This window comes from Sphingopyxis sp., assembly GCF_025869345.1.
Lineage (GTDB): Bacteria > Pseudomonadota > Alphaproteobacteria > Sphingomonadales > Sphingomonadaceae > Sphingopyxis.
In genome coordinates, this window is the sequence record NZ_JAOZVW010000004.1 from 41,342 (window position 1) to 57,303 (window position 15,962).

Consider the following 15,962-nt stretch of genomic DNA (forward strand, 5'->3'; position numbering starts at 1 on the left):
CTGCTTTTTTAAGAACTGAAAGAGGCGGGTTTCTTTGTCGAAAGACAAAAGCCGATTCCCATTAGCTTCCGAGGTCGGGTTCTTGATGAAGGGTTTCGAGCGGACATTCTCGTTGAACGGCGCTTGCTGATCGAACTCAAATCCACCGAGCGGAACGCTCCTGTTCATGCAAAGCAAGTCCTCACTTATTTGCGTCTCATGGATTTGCCACTGGGGCTGCTCATGAATTTCGGAATGGAGACGTTCCGCGACGGCGTCAAACGGCTTGCCAATCATTATTATAGGTGAAATTCCGCACTTTATCTTTGTGCCTTCGTGCCTTTGTGCGAGATTTTTCTGATGGACAATCTGACCCATAGCCTCGTCGGTGCCGTTCTCGGCCAGATGGGGCTCAAGCGGAAGACCGGCCTTGCGATGCCGGCGCTGATTCTGGCCGCGAACCTGCCCGACATCGACGCGGGCTGCACCGTCTATGACATCGAATCGCTCGCGATGCGGCGGGGGATCACGCATGGGCCGATCGCGTTGTTCGTTCTGCCGCTCTTGCTGTGGGGGCTGCTGATCGCGATCGATCGCTGGCAGACGCGGCGCGGCACGCGTCCGGTAACGCGTATGCCGGTTCGCAAGGGCTGGCTGCTCGCGCTCTGCTATGTCGGCTGTCTCAGCCATCCGGCGTTCGACTGGTTCAACAATTACGGTATCCGGTTGCTCGAACCTTTCAGTCATCGCTGGTTCTACGGCGATACGCTGTTCATCATCGACCTGTGGATATGGCTCGCGCTCGGCCTGTCGGTCTGGCTTTCGCTCCGGGATGAGCGGCGCGGAGAGGCCGGTTGGCGGCGCCCCGCCTGGATCGGCTTCGCGGCGGTTTGCGCCTATATCGCCGCGAACGGGCTGATCACGAGCGCCGCCGAGCGGACGACGGCCGAAGCGCTGCGCGCAACGGGAAAAACCGGAATAATCGCGGTCGCCAGCCCGCCGCCGCTGGCTTTCTGGAAGCGCGACATCTTCTGGCGCGCCGGCGATCGCTACGGCAGCGGCACCTTCGTGCCCGGTGTCGGCGGCACGCTCGATATCAGCGGCAAACCGACGGGGATGGCGGACCCGCGCCTCGCGACGTGGGCAAAGGCCGATCCCGCGGCGCGCGCCTTTCTGTTCTGGGCGCGGATGCCGGTCGTCGAGCGCGACGGCGATGCGATCGTTCTGCGCGACCAACGCTATATGCAGCCCTTCGCGCGCGACCGCTTCATGGTTCGCGTGACCGCGCCCGATACCGCCAGCCATCCCGAATGATCGCACGCAACTCCCCAAAGATGCGCGCGTTACTCGTCCGGAAACGCCGATCGCCGCGCGTTTCGCTCCGCTTCGCCGTGTGACGCCATGACGGCGCGCGCGGCCGATTGTCAGGATGCTGCTTTTGCGGCAGAAAGGCGATAATGAACACGCATGTCAGCCCCCGCCGCGGCAAGGCCCTGCTTCGCGCCGACCGGGCGTTCAGCTCGGGGGGCGCGCTGGCGCGGCTGATGGCGCTGGCGCCGGCGCGCTTTTTTCATCGCCAGCTCGACCGGATCGACGCCGGGCTCGCGCACGGAACGCTCGAGGGGTATCTGCCCGACGGTAGCGTGCGTATCCTCGGCGGGCGCGGCAAGGGGCCGACCGCGGTCGTTCATCTCAAAAGCTGGACCGCGCTGGTGCGGCTGGCGCTGTCGGGGTCGGTCGGCTGGTATCGCGCCTGGGACATGGGGGAATGGGATTCGCCCGACCCGGTGCCCTTGTTCGACCTGTTCATGCGCAATGGCGAGGCGCTCGGCAATGCGGGGCGGTCGCGCGGGCCGTGGCGGTGGATGGCGCGCGCCGTCCATTTCCTCAATCGCAACAATCGCGCGGGCGCTCGCCGCAACATCCACGCCCATTACGACCTCGGCAATGATTTCTACCGGCTGTGGCTCGACAAGGGGATGAGCTATTCCAGCGCGCTTTTCGCCGATCCGGGCCAGTCGCTCGAAGACGCGCAGGCGGCGAAGGTCGACGCGATCCTCGACCGGCTCGACCTTCGATCGGGCAGCCGGTTGCTGGAGATCGGCTGCGGCTGGGGGGCGCTCGCCGAGCGTGCGGTCGAACGTCACGACGTGATCTATACCGGCATCACCCTGTCTCCCGCGCAGGCCGAGGTCGCCGACCGGCGGCTGAACGCGATCGATCTGTCGGGCCGTTCGGCGATCGAGCTTTGCGATTATCGCGACGCCGTGGGTCCCTATGACGCGATCGCCAGCGTCGAGATGGTCGAGGCGGTGGGGCAGGCCTATTGGCCCGCCTATCTCGACGCGATTGCAGGGCTGCTGCGCCCCGGCGGGCGCGCTGCGATCCAGTATATCCTGATCAGCGACGCGCTGTTCGAGCGTTATGCGGCGAGTACGGACTTCATCCAGGCCTATATCTTTCCGGGCGGCTGCCTGATGTCCGAGAGCCGTTTTCGCGCGCTCGCTGAGGAGCGGGGGCTTGCGTGGCGCGACGTCCGCCGCTTCGGCGCCGACTATGCCGAGACGCTGCGCCAGTGGCGCGAGCGCTTCGACGCGGCGGTCGCGGACGGGCGGCTCCCCGCGGGCTTCGACGAGCGCTTCGTGCGGCTCTGGCGCTATTATCTGCAATATTGCGAAGGGGGCTTTCGCGGCGGCGGCATCGACGTCGCGCAGGTCACTTTGGAAAAAACAGCCTGAAAACGGGGGAGAGGATGATGCGAAGATTTTGGGCGGCCGTGCTGCTGGGCACGGCGACGGCGGCATTGACCGCCCCCGCGACGGCGCAGACCGCCGACACCATTTCCCAGAAACTGCCGGAGGATTTGAACGTGCTGTTTTGGAGCCAGGATCAGCGTGACGCCGCTTTCCGCACGATGGAGACGGTCCCCAAGGTGGTCGTCCACACGATTAAGGCGGGCGGCCCCGTCTATCCGCTGCCCGAGGGTAAGCCGATCGACCTCGGCCTCGATGTAGACGCGCATATGGCGCAGCAGCGCAACGCGGGGCTGATCATCGTCCAGGACGGTAAGATCCGGCTGGAGAAATATGCGCTCGGCTATGGCGCCGCGGGCCGCTGGACGAGCTTTTCGGTCGCCAAGAGCTTCACCTCGACGCTCGTCGGCGCGGCGGTGAAGGACGGTTATATCAAGAGCCTCGACGACAAGGTGACCGTCTATATCCCCGGCCTGCGCGGTTCGGCCTATGACGATGTCAGCGTGCGGCAGCTGCTGACGATGACCTCGGGCGTCAAATGGAACGAGGATTATACCGACCCCAAGTCCGACGTCGCGCAGTTCAACCTGCAAAAGCCGGTCGCGGGCGAGGACATCACCGTCAGCTATATGAAGACGCTGCCGCGCGAGGCGCCTGCGGGGTCGAAATGGGTCTACAAGACCGGCGAGACGAATTTGATCGGGGTGCTGGTGTCGAGCGCGACCGGCAAGACGCTGTCCGACTATCTGTCCGAAAAGGTGTGGAAGCCCTTCGGGATGGAGCAGGACGCGGTGTGGATGCTCGGGCCGACGGGGCATGAGATCAGCGGCTGCTGCATCTCGGCGAGCCTGCGCGACTATGCGCGTCTCGGCGAATTCATCCTGAACGGCGGCGTCGCGGGCGGGCAGAAGGTGCTGCCCGACGACTGGCTCCCCGCGGCAACCACCAAGCAGGCCGACATCGACTTGCCGGGGCGCGGCTATGGCTATCAATGGTGGACGAACGACGACGGCAGCTTCGCCGCGCAGGGCATTTTCGGTCAGGGCATCTTCATCGACCCGAAGCGGGGGCTGGTGATCGCCTCGAACGGCAACTGGCCGACCGCCACCGATCCCGAAGGCGTCGGCAAGGCGCGCGAGGCCTTTTACAAGGCGGTGCAGGCCGCGGTGGATCGGGAAGCGAAATAAAACCCGTCGCCCCGCGAAGGCGGGGCCGCGGGCCGCTTTGCGCTACGCCGATAGCGGCCCCCGCCTTCGCGGGGGCGACGATCAGGCGGCCGTGCCCGCAGCCCGCTGCGCGGCCCAGGCCGCAACCAGCGGAACGAGCACGCCCAGCGCCATGATCCACCAGCTGTCCGAAAAATCGGCGGCGCTGTAGAGCGCCGCGCCGATCACCGCGCCCGCGACGACCCAGCCCGGACCGTTGCCGCCCGAAACGCGCATCGCGAGCCACGCGCCGCCGAAGGTGCCGACGAACCACCCCACGATCAGCGCGATCGTCGAGCCCAGCGGGATCAGGATTTCGCCGGTGTCGACGTCATATTCGGCGGGGGCGACCTCGCTGCCCGCATATTGCGACAGCCAGAGCAGGGCGAAGGCGAGGAGAATACCGACCAGAGCGGCGATCACCGATCGCAGGATGCTGCTTTTCATTCCCAAAACCTTTGCCCCAACTCCAAACCTGCCCGCATTTGGCACAGAGTTGCAAAGAACGGGTTAAGCGTCCAGCATCACTTTGGGCAGCGCGTGAAAGGCGGTGCTGTCGAACCCCTCGACCATCATCGCGGCGACGAATTCGCCGACCGCCGCAGGGTCCTTGATGCTGTGCGGATCTTCGCCGGGATAGGCGCGCGCGCGCATCTGGGTGCGGGTGCCGCCGGGATCGAGGATTGCGGTGCGGACGCCCGAGATATTGCGCATCTCGGCGCCATAGCTGGTCACCAGCGCTTCGAGCGCGGCCTTCGACGCGGCATAGGCGCCCCAATAGGCGCGCGGGTTGCGCGCGACGCCGCTCGACAGCGCGAGCAGGCGGCCGCTCGCCGCGCGGCGGAGAAGCGGGTCGAAATTGGCGATCAGCGCCTGCTGCGCGACCAGGTTGAGCGTCAGCAGGCGGTTGAATTCCTTGCCGTCGATCGCCGCGACCGGGGTCAGCGTGCCGAGCATCGCGGCGTTCAGAGCCAGCATGTCGAGCTTTTTCCAGCGCTCGGCCATGGCGCTGGCGAGGCGGGCGATGCTGTCGCCGTCGGTGAGGTCGAGCGGCGCGATCGTCGCGCTGCCGCCGGCGTTGTGGATGCGGTCCTCAAGCTCCTCGAGCCCGCCCGCGGTGCGTGCGGTGATCACGACATGCGCGCCGCGCGCTGCGAGCGCTTCCGCGATCGCTTCGCCAATGCCGCGGCTCGCCCCGGTGACGAGCGCGACCTGGCCCGCCAGTTCTTCAGATTTCATGCTCATGTCGTCAGACAACCCGCTCGGCAAGCAGCGAAAACTGATCGTCGATGCTGTTTTCGTCGAAATCGGTCAGCGTCGTCGGATAGTCGCCGGTGAAGCAGGCGTCGCAATATTGCGGGGCGTCGTCGGCGCGCTTCGCTTCGCCGAGCGCGCGATAGAGGCCGTCGATGGTCAGGAAGGACAGGCTGTCGGCGTTGATGAAGTTCGCCATCTGTCCGACCGTCATCTGCGCCGCGAGCAGTTTCGCGCGCTCGGGCGTGTCGACGCCGTAGAAGCAGCTATGCTGGGTCGGCGGGCTGGCGATGCGCATATGCACCTCGGCCGCGCCGGCATCGCGCATCATCTGCACGATCTTGAGGCTGGTCGTGCCGCGTACGATCGAATCGTCGATCAGCACGATGCGCTTGCCCGCGATCAGCGCGCGGTTGGCGTTGTGCTTGAGCTTGACGCCGAGATGGCGGACCTTGTCGCCGGGCTGGATGAAGGTGCGGCCGACATAGTGCGAGCGGATGATGCCGAGCTCGAAGGGAATGCCCGATTCCTGCGCATAGCCGATCGCCGCGGGGGTGCCCGAATCGGGGACCGGGATGACGAGGTCGGCATCGACCGGATTTTCGCGCGCCAGTTCGGCGCCGATCGCCTTGCGCACCGAATAGACGCTCGTCCCGTCGACGATCGAATCGGGGCGCGAGAAATAGACATATTCGAAGATGCACGGGCGCGCCGCGCGCTCGGCGAAGGGATGGTGCGATGTCAGTTCGCCGTCGCGGATGATCACCAGTTCGCCGGGCTCGACCGACCGCACGAACTCGGCCCCGACGACGTCGAGCGCCACCGTCTCGGACGCGAGGATATAGGCGTCGCCCAGCTTGCCGAGAACAAGCGGGCGAATGCCGAGCGGGTCGCGGCACCCGATCATTCCCTCGGCGGTCAGGCAGATCAGTGAATAGGCGCCTTCGACCTGTTTCAGCGCGTCGATGAAGCGGTCGAGCAGGGTGCGGTAGTTGGAGGTCGCGACGAGGTGGATGATCACCTCGGTATCGCTGGTAGACTGGAAGATCGAGCCGCGGCGGACGAGGATCTTGCGCAGCGCCGTCGCGTTCGAGATATTGCCGTTGTGCGCGACCGCGAAGCCGCCGGTCGCCAGGTCGGCGAACAGGGGCTGGACGTTGCGCAGCGCGGTTTCGCCTGTCGTCGAATAGCGGACATGGCCGATCGACGAGGCGCCCGCGAGCTGGCGCATGATGTCGTCGCGGTCGAAATTCCCCGCGACGTGCCCCATCGCGCGGTGCGTGTGGAACTCCTTGCCGTCGAAAGCGGTGATCCCCGCGGCTTCCTGCCCGCGGTGCTGTAGGGCGTGCAGCCCGAGCGCGACCACGGCGGCGGCGCTTTCGGCGCCATGGATACCAAAGACGCCACACTCCTCGCGGAGTTTGTCGTCATCGAAAGGATGCGTCGTCAGCATGTCGATCCAGGGGCAGGGGGCGGTGACTGCCGCGCATATAGGAGCGGTTGTTCCAAATGTCGCCCCCCATCTTCACACTATTGTCATCGAACGCCGCCGCCGGTGGCAACGCCAGTTGGTTTTGGAAGAATCCATTGTCCTTTTTTCGTCACCCCGGACTTGATCCGGGGTCCCGCTTGTCGACGTCGCGGAGCGGGACTCCGGATCAAGTCCGGGGTGACGGGAAGAGATGGAAAAGCAGTGCCGCCTTCATCGCTGCGGTGGGGTGACAGCGGCCCCGGTCCTGCTCTAAAGCGCTGCACATGGACCCGACCAGCGATGAAACCGACCGCTTCCTGCCGCGCTTCGACGCCGCGGGCCTCGTCACCGCGATCGTCACCGATGCGGAGACCGGCACGCTGCTGATGGTCGCGCATATGAACGCCGATGCGATCCGGCTGACGCAGCAGACCGGCGCGGCGCATTTCTGGTCGCGCTCGCGCCGCTCGCTGTGGCGCAAGGGCGAGACGTCGGGCAATGAACTGACGCTCGTCGAGATGCGCGTCGATTGCGACCAGGACGCGCTGCTGCTGCGCGTCCGGCCGGCGGGGCCAGCGTGCCACACCGGGCGCCGCTCGTGCTTCTATCGCCGGGTCGAGAACGATGGATCGCTGACGTTCCTGGGCGACGATGCCTGATCGCGGCGCTCTCTGGTTGATCCTGCCGCTTCTGCTCGCCGGCTGCGACCGGGGGGCGCCCGATCGCGCGGGCAGCGAAATCGACGCGGGCAATCCGCTCGAAATCGCGGCGCGCGAGCGCGGGGTCGTTCGCCCCGACACGGCGACGCCCACCGGCGTGTTCGAGCGGAGCCATGAGCTGGGGCGCGACGCGATGTGCGCGGTCCCCGATGGGGCAGGGCGCTGGCGCTTCGCGGTCACCGCGGCGTTCGGCCCCGGCCTGCGCTGCACCGCGCGCGGCACGATGACGAGCGAGCGCGACGGCTGGCGGATGCGCTTCGCCGGTGTCGAGGGCTGCGACATGTTGGTGCGCGAGGAGGAGGACGAGCTTCGCCTGCCCGGAAAGCTGCCGTCGCAATGCGACAGCCTGTGCCCCGCGCGCGCGTCGCTCGCCGGGCTCGACCTGCCGCGCGCGAGCTGGTCCGAAGAGGATGCGAAACGCTTGCGTATCAGCGACGGGCGCGGCAATATCATCGGGCTTTGCGGGGATTGATGTTGCAGGCTCCCCACCGCTCGGCCAGCCTTGACGTTCACGTCAACGGAAACTATCCTCGCCGCATGACCGAAGAATACGGCCACGCCCATATCGATACGCCCGATCACCTCGGCCGCGACCAGTTCAGTATCACCGATCTGTCGACCGAATTCGGTGTCACCGCGCGCGCTCTGCGCTTTTACGAGGACGAAGGGCTGATCAGCCCTTCGCGCCGCGGCTTGTCGCGCATCTATTCGAAGCGCGACCGCGCGCGGCTCGCCTGGATATTGCGCGCGAAGCGCACCGGCTTCAGCCTGGCCGACATTCGCGAGATGATTGATCTCTACGACGTCGGCGACGGGCGCAAGACCCAGCGCCAGGTGACGATCGAAAAATGCGAGCAGCGCATTGCGCTGTTGCAGCGCCAGCGCGACGATATCGATAGTGCCGTCGATGAACTGACACGGTTCATCGATACGGTCAAAAAGGTCGAGGCGGGCCGAAAAGTGCGCTGAGCTTCGGCTCCTGGCCTCCCCGGGCGAGATGTTTGCCAACCCGTGATTTTCAGAAAGACGAGTCATGCCCGTTTACCGCGCCCCCGTTCAAGATACGCTGTTCCTGCTCAACGACGTGCTCGGCATCGATCGCTATGCGGCCCTGCCGGGGTTCGCCAACGCATCGCCCGACATGGTCGAGGCGGTGCTGACCGAAGCGGCCAAATTCTGCGAGGAAGTGCTGTTCCCGATCAACTATTCGGGCGATCAGCAGGGCTGCACCCGCCACGACGACGGATCGGTGACGACGCCCGACGGGTTCATGGAGGCCTATAAGGCCTATTGCGAGGCCGGCTGGACGCTGCTGACCCAGCCCGAGGAATTCGGCGGGCAGGGCCTGCCGCACGTCGTCGGCTTTCCGGTCGAGGAATATCGCATGGCCGCGAACCAGGCCTTCGCCATGTATCCGGGGCTGACGCAGGCCGCGGTCGCCGCGATCCTCGTCAAGGGGTCGGAGGAGCAGAAGGCGACCTATGCGCCGCGGATGATCTCCGGCGAATGGGGCGGGACGATGAACCTGACCGAGCCGCATTGCGGCACCGACCTCGGCCTCATCCGCACCCGCGCGGTGCCGAACGGCGACGGCAGCCACGCGATCACCGGCACCAAGATCTTCATCTCGTCGGGCGAACACGACCTCACCGACAACATCATCCACCTCGTCCTCGCCAAGACCCCCGACGCGCCCGACAGCGTCAAGGGCATCTCGCTGTTCATCGTGCCCAAGTTCCTCGTGAACGAAGACGGGTCGCTCGGCGAGCGCAACACGCTGTCGTGCGGATCGATCGAGCACAAGATGGGCATCCACGCCAACGCGACCTGCGTGATGAATTATGACGGCGCGAAAGGCTGGATGGTTGGCGAGGAGAATAAGGGCCTCGCCGCGATGTTCGTGATGATGAACGCCGCGCGCCTCGGCGTCGGCATCCAGGGGCTGGGACAGGCCGACATCGCGTTCCAGAACGCGGTGCAATATGCGCAGGACCGCCGTCAGGGCCGCGCGCTCACCGGCCCCGCCGACCCGCAGGAAAAGGCCGATCCGTTGTTCGTCCACCCCGACGTGCGCCGGATGCTGATGGACGGCAAGGCGGTGGTCGAGGGGCTGCGTGCGCTCTGCCTGTGGGGCGCGCTGCAGGTCGATCTCGCCCATGCCGCCGAAAGCGAGGAGGAACGCCAGCAGGCCGACGACCTCGTCAGCCTTCTCACCCCCGTCATCAAGGGCTACGGCACCGACAAGGGGTTCGAGGTCGCGGTGAACGCGCAGCAGGTGTTTGGCGGCCACGGCTACATCGAGGAACAGGGCATGAGCCAATATGTCCGCGATGCCCGCATCACCATGATCTACGAAGGCGCGAACGGGGTGCAGGCGATGGACCTCGTCGGGCGCAAGCTGGCGCAGAACGGCGGCCGTGCGATCCAGGCCCTCTTCGCGATCGTCGACGCCGAATGCGCCGCCGCGAAGGACAAGCCCGCCTTCGCCGATTTTGCGGGACGCCTCGAAAAGGCGAACGGCGAGCTCAAGGCCGCGACGATGTGGTTCATGGCGAACGGCATGGCCAACCCGAACAATGTCGGCGCGGGCGCGCATCATTATATGCACATCACCGGCATCGTCGCGCTCGGCCTGATGTGGCTCCGCATGGCTGAAGCGGCGCAGAAGGCGCTCGACGAAGGCCGCGGCAGCAAGGAGTTTCTCGAGGCGAAAATCGTCACCGCGCGCCACTTCGGCGAACGCTTCATCCCCGACGCCGGCGCGCTGCGCCGCAAGATCGAGGCGGGCAGCGAGGCGATGATGGCGCTGACCCCGGAGCAATTCTTCGGCGCTTGACGAAAAGAGGGGCGGAGATTCCGAGCGCCATCCTGCCTACCTGTTCCCCCGCGAAGGCGGGGGGCCATCTCCTACGCTGTCGTTTTTAGCACCGCGCGCTGAATCTCGAGAGGGCTGGAGATGGGCCCCCGCCTTCGCGGGGGAACAGGGTGGGCTCGGAACCGCAAAAATGCCGAAAGCGCTTGCAACCATCGCCGCCACGGTGCGTGCTGGCGATGATGGGGAGCGAATTGACACCGATCGTCGTCGAGGGCCGCAACTGCTGGCGCATCGAGCGCGCCGACAAGGTGCGGATGATCGTCGATGCCGCCGATTATTATGCGCTGCTCGAACGGCTGATGGCCAACGCGAAGGAACGCATCCTGCTCATCGGCTGGGATTTCGATCCGCGCATTGCGCTAAAGCCCGACAGCCAGGGGCAGGGTGAACCGCTCGGCGACTATCTGCTCCGCCTCGCGAAGAACTGCCCCGATCGCGACATCGACATCCTGCGCTGGAATTTCGGCGGGCTCAAACAGTTCGCGATGCCGCGCATCGTCTCGATGGTGCTGCGCTGGAAGATCACGCGCTCGATCAGCTTCCGCCTCGACAGCGCGCATCCGGTTGGGTGCAGCCATCATCAGAAGGTCGCGGTGTTCGACGATCACCTCGCGGTCTGCGGCGGCATCGACGTCGGCGCGCGCCGCTGGGACACGCGCGGGCACAAGGACGGCGACCCGCATCGCACCGCGCCCGATGGCAAGCCCTATATGCCGTGGCACGACAGCACGATGATCCTCGCCGGGCCGGTCGGCACCGCGCTCGCCGACCTTGGCAACGAGCGCTGGCAGCGCGCGACGAAGAAGCCGCTGCGCGAGTTGAACGGCAAGGGCGAGAATTGGCCGGACGATCTCGATCCGGATTTCGAGGGCGTCGACGTCGCCATTTCGCGTACACGCGCCGAATATGACGGCCATCCCGAAATCCGCGAGATCGAGCGTCTCTATCTCGACATGATCGCCGCCGCGAAGCGCTTCGTCTATTTCGAGAATCAATATTTCACCTGCGGCAAGATCGCCGCCGCCATCGCCGAGCGGCTGGATGAGGACGATCCGCCCGAATTCGTGATGGTGATGCCTCAGCAGGCCGACGGCTGGCTCGAACAGATGGCGATGGACGCGGCGCGCGTGCAACTCGTCCGCGCGGTCGCCAAGGCGAAGCATGGCGACCGGCTGAAAGTCTATTATCCGCGCACGCACGACGGCGAGGCCATCTATGTCCACGCCAAGACCGCGATCGTCGACGACCGGATGCTGCGCGTCGGGTCGGCGAACATGAACAACCGCTCGATGGGGCTCGACAGCGAGTGCGACGTGACGATCGACACCGCACTGCCCGCGAACCATGGCGTCGAACCCGTCATCCGGCGCCTGCGCGAGTCCTTGATCGCCGAGCATCTGGACGCCGACCCCGCGGAGGTCGCGCGCCGTTTCGACGCCGCGGGATCGCTGATCGAGACGATCGAGGCGCTGCGCGGCGCCGGCCGCTCGCTCGAATTGCTCGACCTCGTCCCGCCGGGGCCGCTCGACGAGTTCATCGCCGATAACGAACTGCTCGATCCGACGAGTCCCGATGCGATGTTCGAAGGAATCGCCGAGCGCGGGCTGAAGAAAAGCTGGCACCGCGGCAAGGCGTGGATGAAGCGGCATCGGCCTTTTCGGTGAACCCCGTCATTGCGAGCGAAGCGAAGCAATCCAGGGCGTAACAAGCCGCCCTGGATTGCTTCGCTTCGCTCGCAATGACGAAGGGGCGGGCGCTAATCCGCCAGCGACAGGATATGCTGCGCCTGCTTGAGGTGCGGCGCGTCCACCATCTTGCCGTCGACCTGCAGCACGCCGACCCCCGGATTGGCCGCGAAGGCATCGACGATCGCCTGCGCGCGCGCGACCTCGTCGGCCGAAGGCGTGAAGGCCGCGTTGATCGGTCTGATCTGCGAGGGATGGATCGCCATCATGCCGGTGAAGCCGTCGCGCCGCGCCCGCGCGGCATAGGCGGCGAGCCCCGCTTCGTCCTTGATCGCCGGGAAGACGGTGTCGATCGCCGCGACCCCCGCGCCATGCGCTGCGAACAGCGTCAGCGCACGCGCGACTTCATAGGGCGAGGTGTAGCTGCCGTCCTCGTTCCGGCTGGTGGTCGCCCCGATCGCGGCGGGCAGGTCCTCGGCGCCCCAGGTCAGCCCGACGAGCCGTTCCTTCGCCTCGCGATAGCTGCCGAGCGTGAAGACCGCCGCGGGCGTTTCGGTTGCGATCGGCAGGATCGGCGGCAGCGAGGCATCGCGCGCGGATTCGCTGCGCAGGATCGTGTCGAGCTGCTGGATGCTCGGCGCGCCCTCGGCCTTGGGAAGCATGATCGCGTCGGGCCGCGCGGCGGCGATCGCCGCGACGTCGGCCGCGGTCATATGCCCGTCGAGCGGATTGACGCGCACGAGCGTGATCACCTCGCGTTCGCCCGCCAGATAGTCGGCGATCGCGGCGCGCGCGACCTCCTTGTTCGCAAGCGAAACCGAATCCTCAAGGTCGAGGATGATCGCATCGGCGCCCGACGCGGCCGCCTTGGCGAAGCGTTCGGGGCGGTCGCCGGGGACGAAGAGCAGGGAGCGGAGGCGCATCAGGCGTCCTTCTTCTTGATCAGCGCCGAGCGTTCACACTGGCAGACGGTCTCATCGCGCTGGTTGATACAGCGATGCAGGAAAGTGACGATACCCGCATTCGGCCGCGATTTCGATTCCTTGAGGCCGATCACCTCGCTCGTCGCGCGCAGCGTGTCGCCGAGGAACACCGGCTTCGGCATCACCAGCTTGTCGTAGCCGAGATTGGCGACGAGCGTGCCGAGCGTCGTGTCGCCGACCGACAGCCCGACCATCAGGCTGAAGGTGAAGGTGCCGTTGACGAGAATCTGCCCGAACTCCGACGCCTTCGCCGCCTCGATGTCGAGGTGCAGCGGCTGCGGATTGTGGGTCATCGTCGTGAACAGCAGATTGTCGGTCTCGGTCACCGTGCGCCGGATATCGTGCGCCAGTGTGTCGCCGATAGCCCATTCATCGAAAAACCTGCCTGCCATCGTCAGTCCCTCAAATGCAATTTCATGCCGACATGGCTCTGTACGAAGCCGAGCCGGGCATAGAAGCGGTGCGCCGCGGTGCGTGTAGACGACGACGTCAATTGGACAAGCTTGCAGTCGCGCGCGCGGCACTGGTCGACCGCCCACAGGATCATCTGCTCGCCCAGTCTCTGTCCGCGCAGGTCGGCGACGATGCGCACCGCCTCGATCAGTCCGCGCCAGCTTCCGATAAAGGAAAGCCCCGGCAGGAAGCTGAGTTGCATCGTCCCGACGACGCGGCCGTCGAGCTCCGCCGCGATCAGGCGCTGGTTCGGGTCGGCGTCGATCGCCTCGAACGCGGCGAGGTAACGCGGGTCCGATGGGTCGGCCTCGCGGCCCGGCGGGATCACATCCTCGGCGAGCATCGCGAGGATCGCGGGAAGGTCGGCCTTCGTTGCGTCGCGGAGGATCAGGCCGCTCATTTGGCCGCCTCGATCTTCGCGAGCAGCGCCTCGACCTGCACCTGCGCGCCCGCGATGGCGTTGAGTTCGGCGACCACGCCGTCGAACGGGGCGGTCAGGCTATGCTCCATCTTCATCGCCTCGAGGGTCAGCAGCTTCTGTCCCTTCGTCACCGCGTCACCCGCCGCGACATCGACCGCGATGATCTTGCCCGGCATCGGCGACAGGATCGCGCCGTCGCCTGCTGCGCCGGTAGACGCTCCACCGGCGCGGAACGGCTCGAACCGGTGCGGCCAACCTTTGTCGACGATCAGGATTTGATCGCCATGCTGCCAGAGCAGCGAGCCCACGCCGAGGCGCGTCGAGCCGATCACGGTGCTGCGCGGTTGCCCGTCCACAAGCATCCAGATCGTTTTGTTGGCGGGCGCATTGGCTCTGAAACCGAAGAGGTCAGTCCAAGCGTCGACGAACTCATCGCTATATTTCTGCGGTGCGATCGCGACATCGGTTCCGCCAGTTCGCTTGAAAATGTTGATCGCACCCATTTCAAGCAGGGGGTCGGTCGGTTCGGCCCCGGCAACGAGCGTGTCGAGATTGGCGGCGATGAAGCCGGTATCGAGCGCCGCCGCGCGGACGGCTTCGTGACGGAGCAGGGCCGAGAGAAAACCGGCGTTGTTCTTGACCGGCCAAGTCAGGGTTGAATCGCAAGTGAAGGCGAGGCGTTCAAGTGCGTCCGCCCGGTTGACCCCCTTTACCACGAGCTTCGCAATCATCGGATCATAGAACGGAGACACTGTATCGCCGCCCGTCACGCCGGTCTCAATTCGCGCGATCTCGTCGTCGAGATGGAAGTTGTTCAGCGCGCCCGTGCTTGGAAGAAAACCGGTCAGCGGATCCTCAGCGTAAAGGCGAGCTTCCATCGCCCAGCCGTCGATTGTCAGTTCGTCTTGGCGAAGCGGCAACGGTTCGCCCGACGCGACGCGGAGCTGCCATTCGACCAGATCGACGCCGGTGATTTCCTCGGTCACCGGATGCTCGACCTGCAGCCGCGTGTTCATCTCCATGAACCAGATGCGGTCGGCGCGCAGGCCCTCGCTGGCGTCGGCGATGAACTCGATCGTGCCGGCACCGACATAATCGACCGCCTTCGCGGCGCGCACTGCGGCGGCGCAGAGTTCGGCACGCGTCGCTTCGTCCATGCCGGGGGCAGGGGCTTCCTCGATTACCTTCTGGTGGCGGCGCTGGAGCGAGCAGTCGCGTTCGAACAGGTGGACGACATTGCCGTGCGTGTCGCCGAACACCTGCACCTCGATATGGCGCGGGGTCAGGATATATTTCTCGATCAGCACATGGTCGTTGCCGAACGACGCCGCCGCCTCGCGCTGGCACGAGGCGAGCGCGTCGGCGAAATCGGCCGCGGCATCGACCTTGCGCATCCCCTTGCCGCCACCGCCCGCGACCGCCTTTATGAGGACGGGATAGCCGATCTTCGCGGCCTGTTCGGCGAGGAAAGCCGGGTCCTGATTCGCACCCATATAGCCCGGCGTCACCGGCACCCCGGCCTCGGTCATCAGCTTCTTGGCTGCATCCTTGAGACCCATCGCGGTGATCGACGAAGGCTTCGGGCCGACCCACACGAGCCCGGCATCGATGACCGCCTGTGCGAACCCGGCATTTTCGGACAGGAAGCCATAACCCGGATGGATCGCCTCGGCGCCAGTGGCCTTCGCGGCGGCGATGATCTTTTCGCCCACCAGATAGGATTCACGTGCCGGCGACGGCCCGATATGCACCGCTTCGTCGGCCTCCCGCACATGCAGCGCCTTGGCGTCGGCGTCCGAATAGACCGCAACAGTGCGAATGCCCATCTCGCGCGCGGTGCGGATGATACGGCAGGCGATCTCGCCACGATTGGCGATGAGGAGGGATTGGATCATTCTTCTTCTACCAATTTTGCCAATCGAGCTGAAATGGCAGTCAGGCCCTTTTCGGTTTCAGCGAGGAGAGTTGCTTTTTCGTTTTGCCGTCCGAAGGGTGATTTTTCCCAAAGGAGATCGGCAACATCGTCGCTGACTTTGAAAAAGAGTGGGTGCTCGAACATTCTCTTCACTAGGGAGTCGACTGGCTCTCCAAATTCCGAACTGCCATGGTGCAAGATGTCAGTGAAAGGGTGGTCACCGGGACGTCCGTTTGCCATCATAGTCTC

Annotated in this window: 17 protein-coding genes; 9 read left to right on the forward strand and 8 right to left on the reverse strand. The window is 65.6% G+C overall.

All coding sequences use genetic code 11. From position 1 onward, the window contains the following. The first annotated feature begins 60 nt into the window (after positions 1–60). The 4 genes from OJI97_RS00205 to OJI97_RS00220 all read left to right on the forward strand — a co-directional run bounded on the left by OJI97_RS00205 (position 61) and on the right by OJI97_RS00220 (position 3,919). The gene (locus tag OJI97_RS00205; RefSeq protein ID WP_297659717.1) at positions 61–288 is read left to right on the forward strand and encodes a GxxExxY protein; all 228 of its coding nucleotides are present in this window, start codon (positions 61–63) and stop codon (positions 286–288) included. Positions 289–339: 51 nt separating this feature from the next. Then, entirely contained in the window at positions 340–1,293 is a 954-nt protein-coding gene (locus OJI97_RS00210) for a metal-dependent hydrolase (protein ID WP_297659593.1), read from the forward strand. Between the two features lie 143 nt (positions 1,294–1,436). Continuing rightward, on the forward strand, positions 1,437–2,717 hold the full coding sequence (locus OJI97_RS00215) for a cyclopropane-fatty-acyl-phospholipid synthase family protein (RefSeq protein ID WP_297659597.1): 1,281 nt from the start codon (positions 1,437–1,439) through the stop codon (positions 2,715–2,717). A gap of 17 nt (positions 2,718–2,734) precedes the next feature. Continuing rightward, positions 2,735–3,919 (forward strand): serine hydrolase, encoded by a 1,185-nt coding sequence (locus OJI97_RS00220; protein ID WP_297659600.1) that lies wholly within the window; start codon positions 2,735–2,737, stop codon positions 3,917–3,919. A gap of 81 nt (positions 3,920–4,000) precedes the next feature. On the opposite strand, the gene OJI97_RS00225 is transcribed toward OJI97_RS00220, so the two are convergent. From OJI97_RS00225 to purF, 3 genes are all read right to left on the reverse strand, one after another. After that, positions 4,001–4,384: a hypothetical protein gene (locus tag OJI97_RS00225; protein WP_297659603.1), complete on the reverse strand. Its 384-nt coding sequence runs from the start codon at positions 4,382–4,384 to the stop codon at positions 4,001–4,003. Positions 4,385–4,447: 63 nt separating this feature from the next. Beyond that, a complete protein-coding gene (locus OJI97_RS00230; RefSeq protein ID WP_297659720.1) occupies positions 4,448–5,176 on the reverse strand; it encodes an SDR family NAD(P)-dependent oxidoreductase in 729 nt (242 codons plus the stop codon). Positions 5,177–5,186: 10 nt separating this feature from the next. Next, positions 5,187–6,644, reverse strand: a complete 1,458-nt coding sequence (gene purF, locus OJI97_RS00235) for an amidophosphoribosyltransferase (RefSeq protein WP_297659606.1) — start codon at positions 6,642–6,644, stop codon at positions 5,187–5,189. Positions 6,645–6,946: 302 nt separating this feature from the next. Between purF and hisI the strand changes: the two genes are divergently transcribed. The 5 genes from hisI to OJI97_RS00260 all read left to right on the forward strand — a co-directional run bounded on the left by hisI (position 6,947) and on the right by OJI97_RS00260 (position 11,920). Next, entirely contained in the window at positions 6,947–7,321 is a 375-nt protein-coding gene (hisI, locus tag OJI97_RS00240; RefSeq protein WP_297659609.1) for a phosphoribosyl-AMP cyclohydrolase, read from the forward strand. Beyond that, positions 7,314–7,853, forward strand: a complete 540-nt coding sequence (locus OJI97_RS00245; protein WP_297659612.1) for a hypothetical protein — start codon at positions 7,314–7,316, stop codon at positions 7,851–7,853. Before hisI ends, OJI97_RS00245 begins: the two co-directional genes overlap by 8 nt. A gap of 65 nt (positions 7,854–7,918) precedes the next feature. Continuing rightward, on the forward strand, positions 7,919–8,350 hold the full coding sequence (locus OJI97_RS00250) for a MerR family DNA-binding transcriptional regulator (protein WP_257549977.1): 432 nt from the start codon (positions 7,919–7,921) through the stop codon (positions 8,348–8,350). A gap of 64 nt (positions 8,351–8,414) precedes the next feature. Next, positions 8,415–10,217, forward strand: a complete 1,803-nt coding sequence (locus OJI97_RS00255) for an acyl-CoA dehydrogenase C-terminal domain-containing protein (RefSeq protein WP_297659619.1) — start codon at positions 8,415–8,417, stop codon at positions 10,215–10,217. 218 nt (positions 10,218–10,435) lie between these two features. Further along, positions 10,436–11,920: a phospholipase D-like domain-containing protein gene (locus OJI97_RS00260; RefSeq protein ID WP_297659621.1), complete on the forward strand. Its 1,485-nt coding sequence runs from the start codon at positions 10,436–10,438 to the stop codon at positions 11,918–11,920. A gap of 92 nt (positions 11,921–12,012) precedes the next feature. On the opposite strand, the gene OJI97_RS00265 is transcribed toward OJI97_RS00260, so the two are convergent. Genes OJI97_RS00265 through OJI97_RS00285 form a run of 5 tightly spaced genes read right to left on the reverse strand, consistent with a single transcriptional unit; the run spans position 12,013 to position 15,953 of the window. Beyond that, the gene (locus OJI97_RS00265) at positions 12,013–12,864 is read right to left on the reverse strand and encodes a CoA ester lyase (protein WP_297659624.1); all 852 of its coding nucleotides are present in this window, start codon (positions 12,862–12,864) and stop codon (positions 12,013–12,015) included. Continuing rightward, positions 12,864–13,316 carry a MaoC family dehydratase gene (locus tag OJI97_RS00270; RefSeq protein ID WP_297659627.1) on the reverse strand — a complete coding sequence of 151 codons (453 nt, stop codon included), beginning with the start codon at positions 13,314–13,316 and terminating at the stop codon, positions 12,864–12,866. Before OJI97_RS00270 ends, OJI97_RS00265 begins: the two co-directional genes overlap by 1 nt. A 2-nt stretch (positions 13,317–13,318) precedes the next feature. Beyond that, positions 13,319–13,777: a GNAT family N-acetyltransferase gene (locus OJI97_RS00275; protein WP_297659630.1), complete on the reverse strand. Its 459-nt coding sequence runs from the start codon at positions 13,775–13,777 to the stop codon at positions 13,319–13,321. After that, a complete protein-coding gene (locus OJI97_RS00280; RefSeq protein WP_297659633.1) occupies positions 13,774–15,693 on the reverse strand; it encodes an acetyl/propionyl/methylcrotonyl-CoA carboxylase subunit alpha in 1,920 nt (639 codons plus the stop codon). The genes OJI97_RS00275 and OJI97_RS00280 overlap by 4 nt, the downstream gene beginning before the upstream one ends. Continuing rightward, positions 15,690–15,953: a hypothetical protein gene (locus OJI97_RS00285; protein ID WP_297659636.1), complete on the reverse strand. Its 264-nt coding sequence runs from the start codon at positions 15,951–15,953 to the stop codon at positions 15,690–15,692. Before OJI97_RS00285 ends, OJI97_RS00280 begins: the two co-directional genes overlap by 4 nt. Positions 15,954–15,962 lie beyond the last annotated feature (9 nt).

Bases quoted from the DNA above. Each gene is read 5' to 3' on its own strand.
- OJI97_RS00250 (WP_257549977.1), top strand. From the start codon at position 7,919: ATGACCGAAGAATACGGCCACGCCCATATCGATACGCCCGATCACCTC.
- OJI97_RS00225 (WP_297659603.1), bottom strand. From the start codon at position 4,384: ATGAAAAGCAGCATCCTGCGATCGGTGATCGCCGCTCTGGTCGGTATT.
- OJI97_RS00270 (WP_297659627.1), bottom strand. From the start codon at position 13,316: ATGGCAGGCAGGTTTTTCGATGAATGGGCTATCGGCGACACACTGGCG.
- OJI97_RS00255 (WP_297659619.1), top strand. From the start codon at position 8,415: ATGCCCGTTTACCGCGCCCCCGTTCAAGATACGCTGTTCCTGCTCAAC.
- OJI97_RS00280 (WP_297659633.1), bottom strand. From the start codon at position 15,693: ATGATCCAATCCCTCCTCATCGCCAATCGTGGCGAGATCGCCTGCCGT.
- purF (WP_297659606.1), bottom strand. From the start codon at position 6,644: ATGCTGACGACGCATCCTTTCGATGACGACAAACTCCGCGAGGAGTGT.
- OJI97_RS00215 (WP_297659597.1), top strand. From the start codon at position 1,437: ATGAACACGCATGTCAGCCCCCGCCGCGGCAAGGCCCTGCTTCGCGCC.
- OJI97_RS00260 (WP_297659621.1), top strand. From the start codon at position 10,436: ATGGGGAGCGAATTGACACCGATCGTCGTCGAGGGCCGCAACTGCTGG.
- OJI97_RS00245 (WP_297659612.1), top strand. From the start codon at position 7,314: ATGCCTGATCGCGGCGCTCTCTGGTTGATCCTGCCGCTTCTGCTCGCC.
- OJI97_RS00285 (WP_297659636.1), bottom strand. From the start codon at position 15,953: ATGGCAAACGGACGTCCCGGTGACCACCCTTTCACTGACATCTTGCAC.
- OJI97_RS00275 (WP_297659630.1), bottom strand. From the start codon at position 13,777: ATGAGCGGCCTGATCCTCCGCGACGCAACGAAGGCCGACCTTCCCGCG.
- OJI97_RS00210 (WP_297659593.1), top strand. From the start codon at position 340: ATGGACAATCTGACCCATAGCCTCGTCGGTGCCGTTCTCGGCCAGATG.
- OJI97_RS00230 (WP_297659720.1), bottom strand. From the start codon at position 5,176: ATGAAATCTGAAGAACTGGCGGGCCAGGTCGCGCTCGTCACCGGGGCG.
- OJI97_RS00220 (WP_297659600.1), top strand. From the start codon at position 2,735: ATGCGAAGATTTTGGGCGGCCGTGCTGCTGGGCACGGCGACGGCGGCA.
- OJI97_RS00265 (WP_297659624.1), bottom strand. From the start codon at position 12,864: ATGCGCCTCCGCTCCCTGCTCTTCGTCCCCGGCGACCGCCCCGAACGC.
- hisI (WP_297659609.1), top strand. From the start codon at position 6,947: ATGGACCCGACCAGCGATGAAACCGACCGCTTCCTGCCGCGCTTCGAC.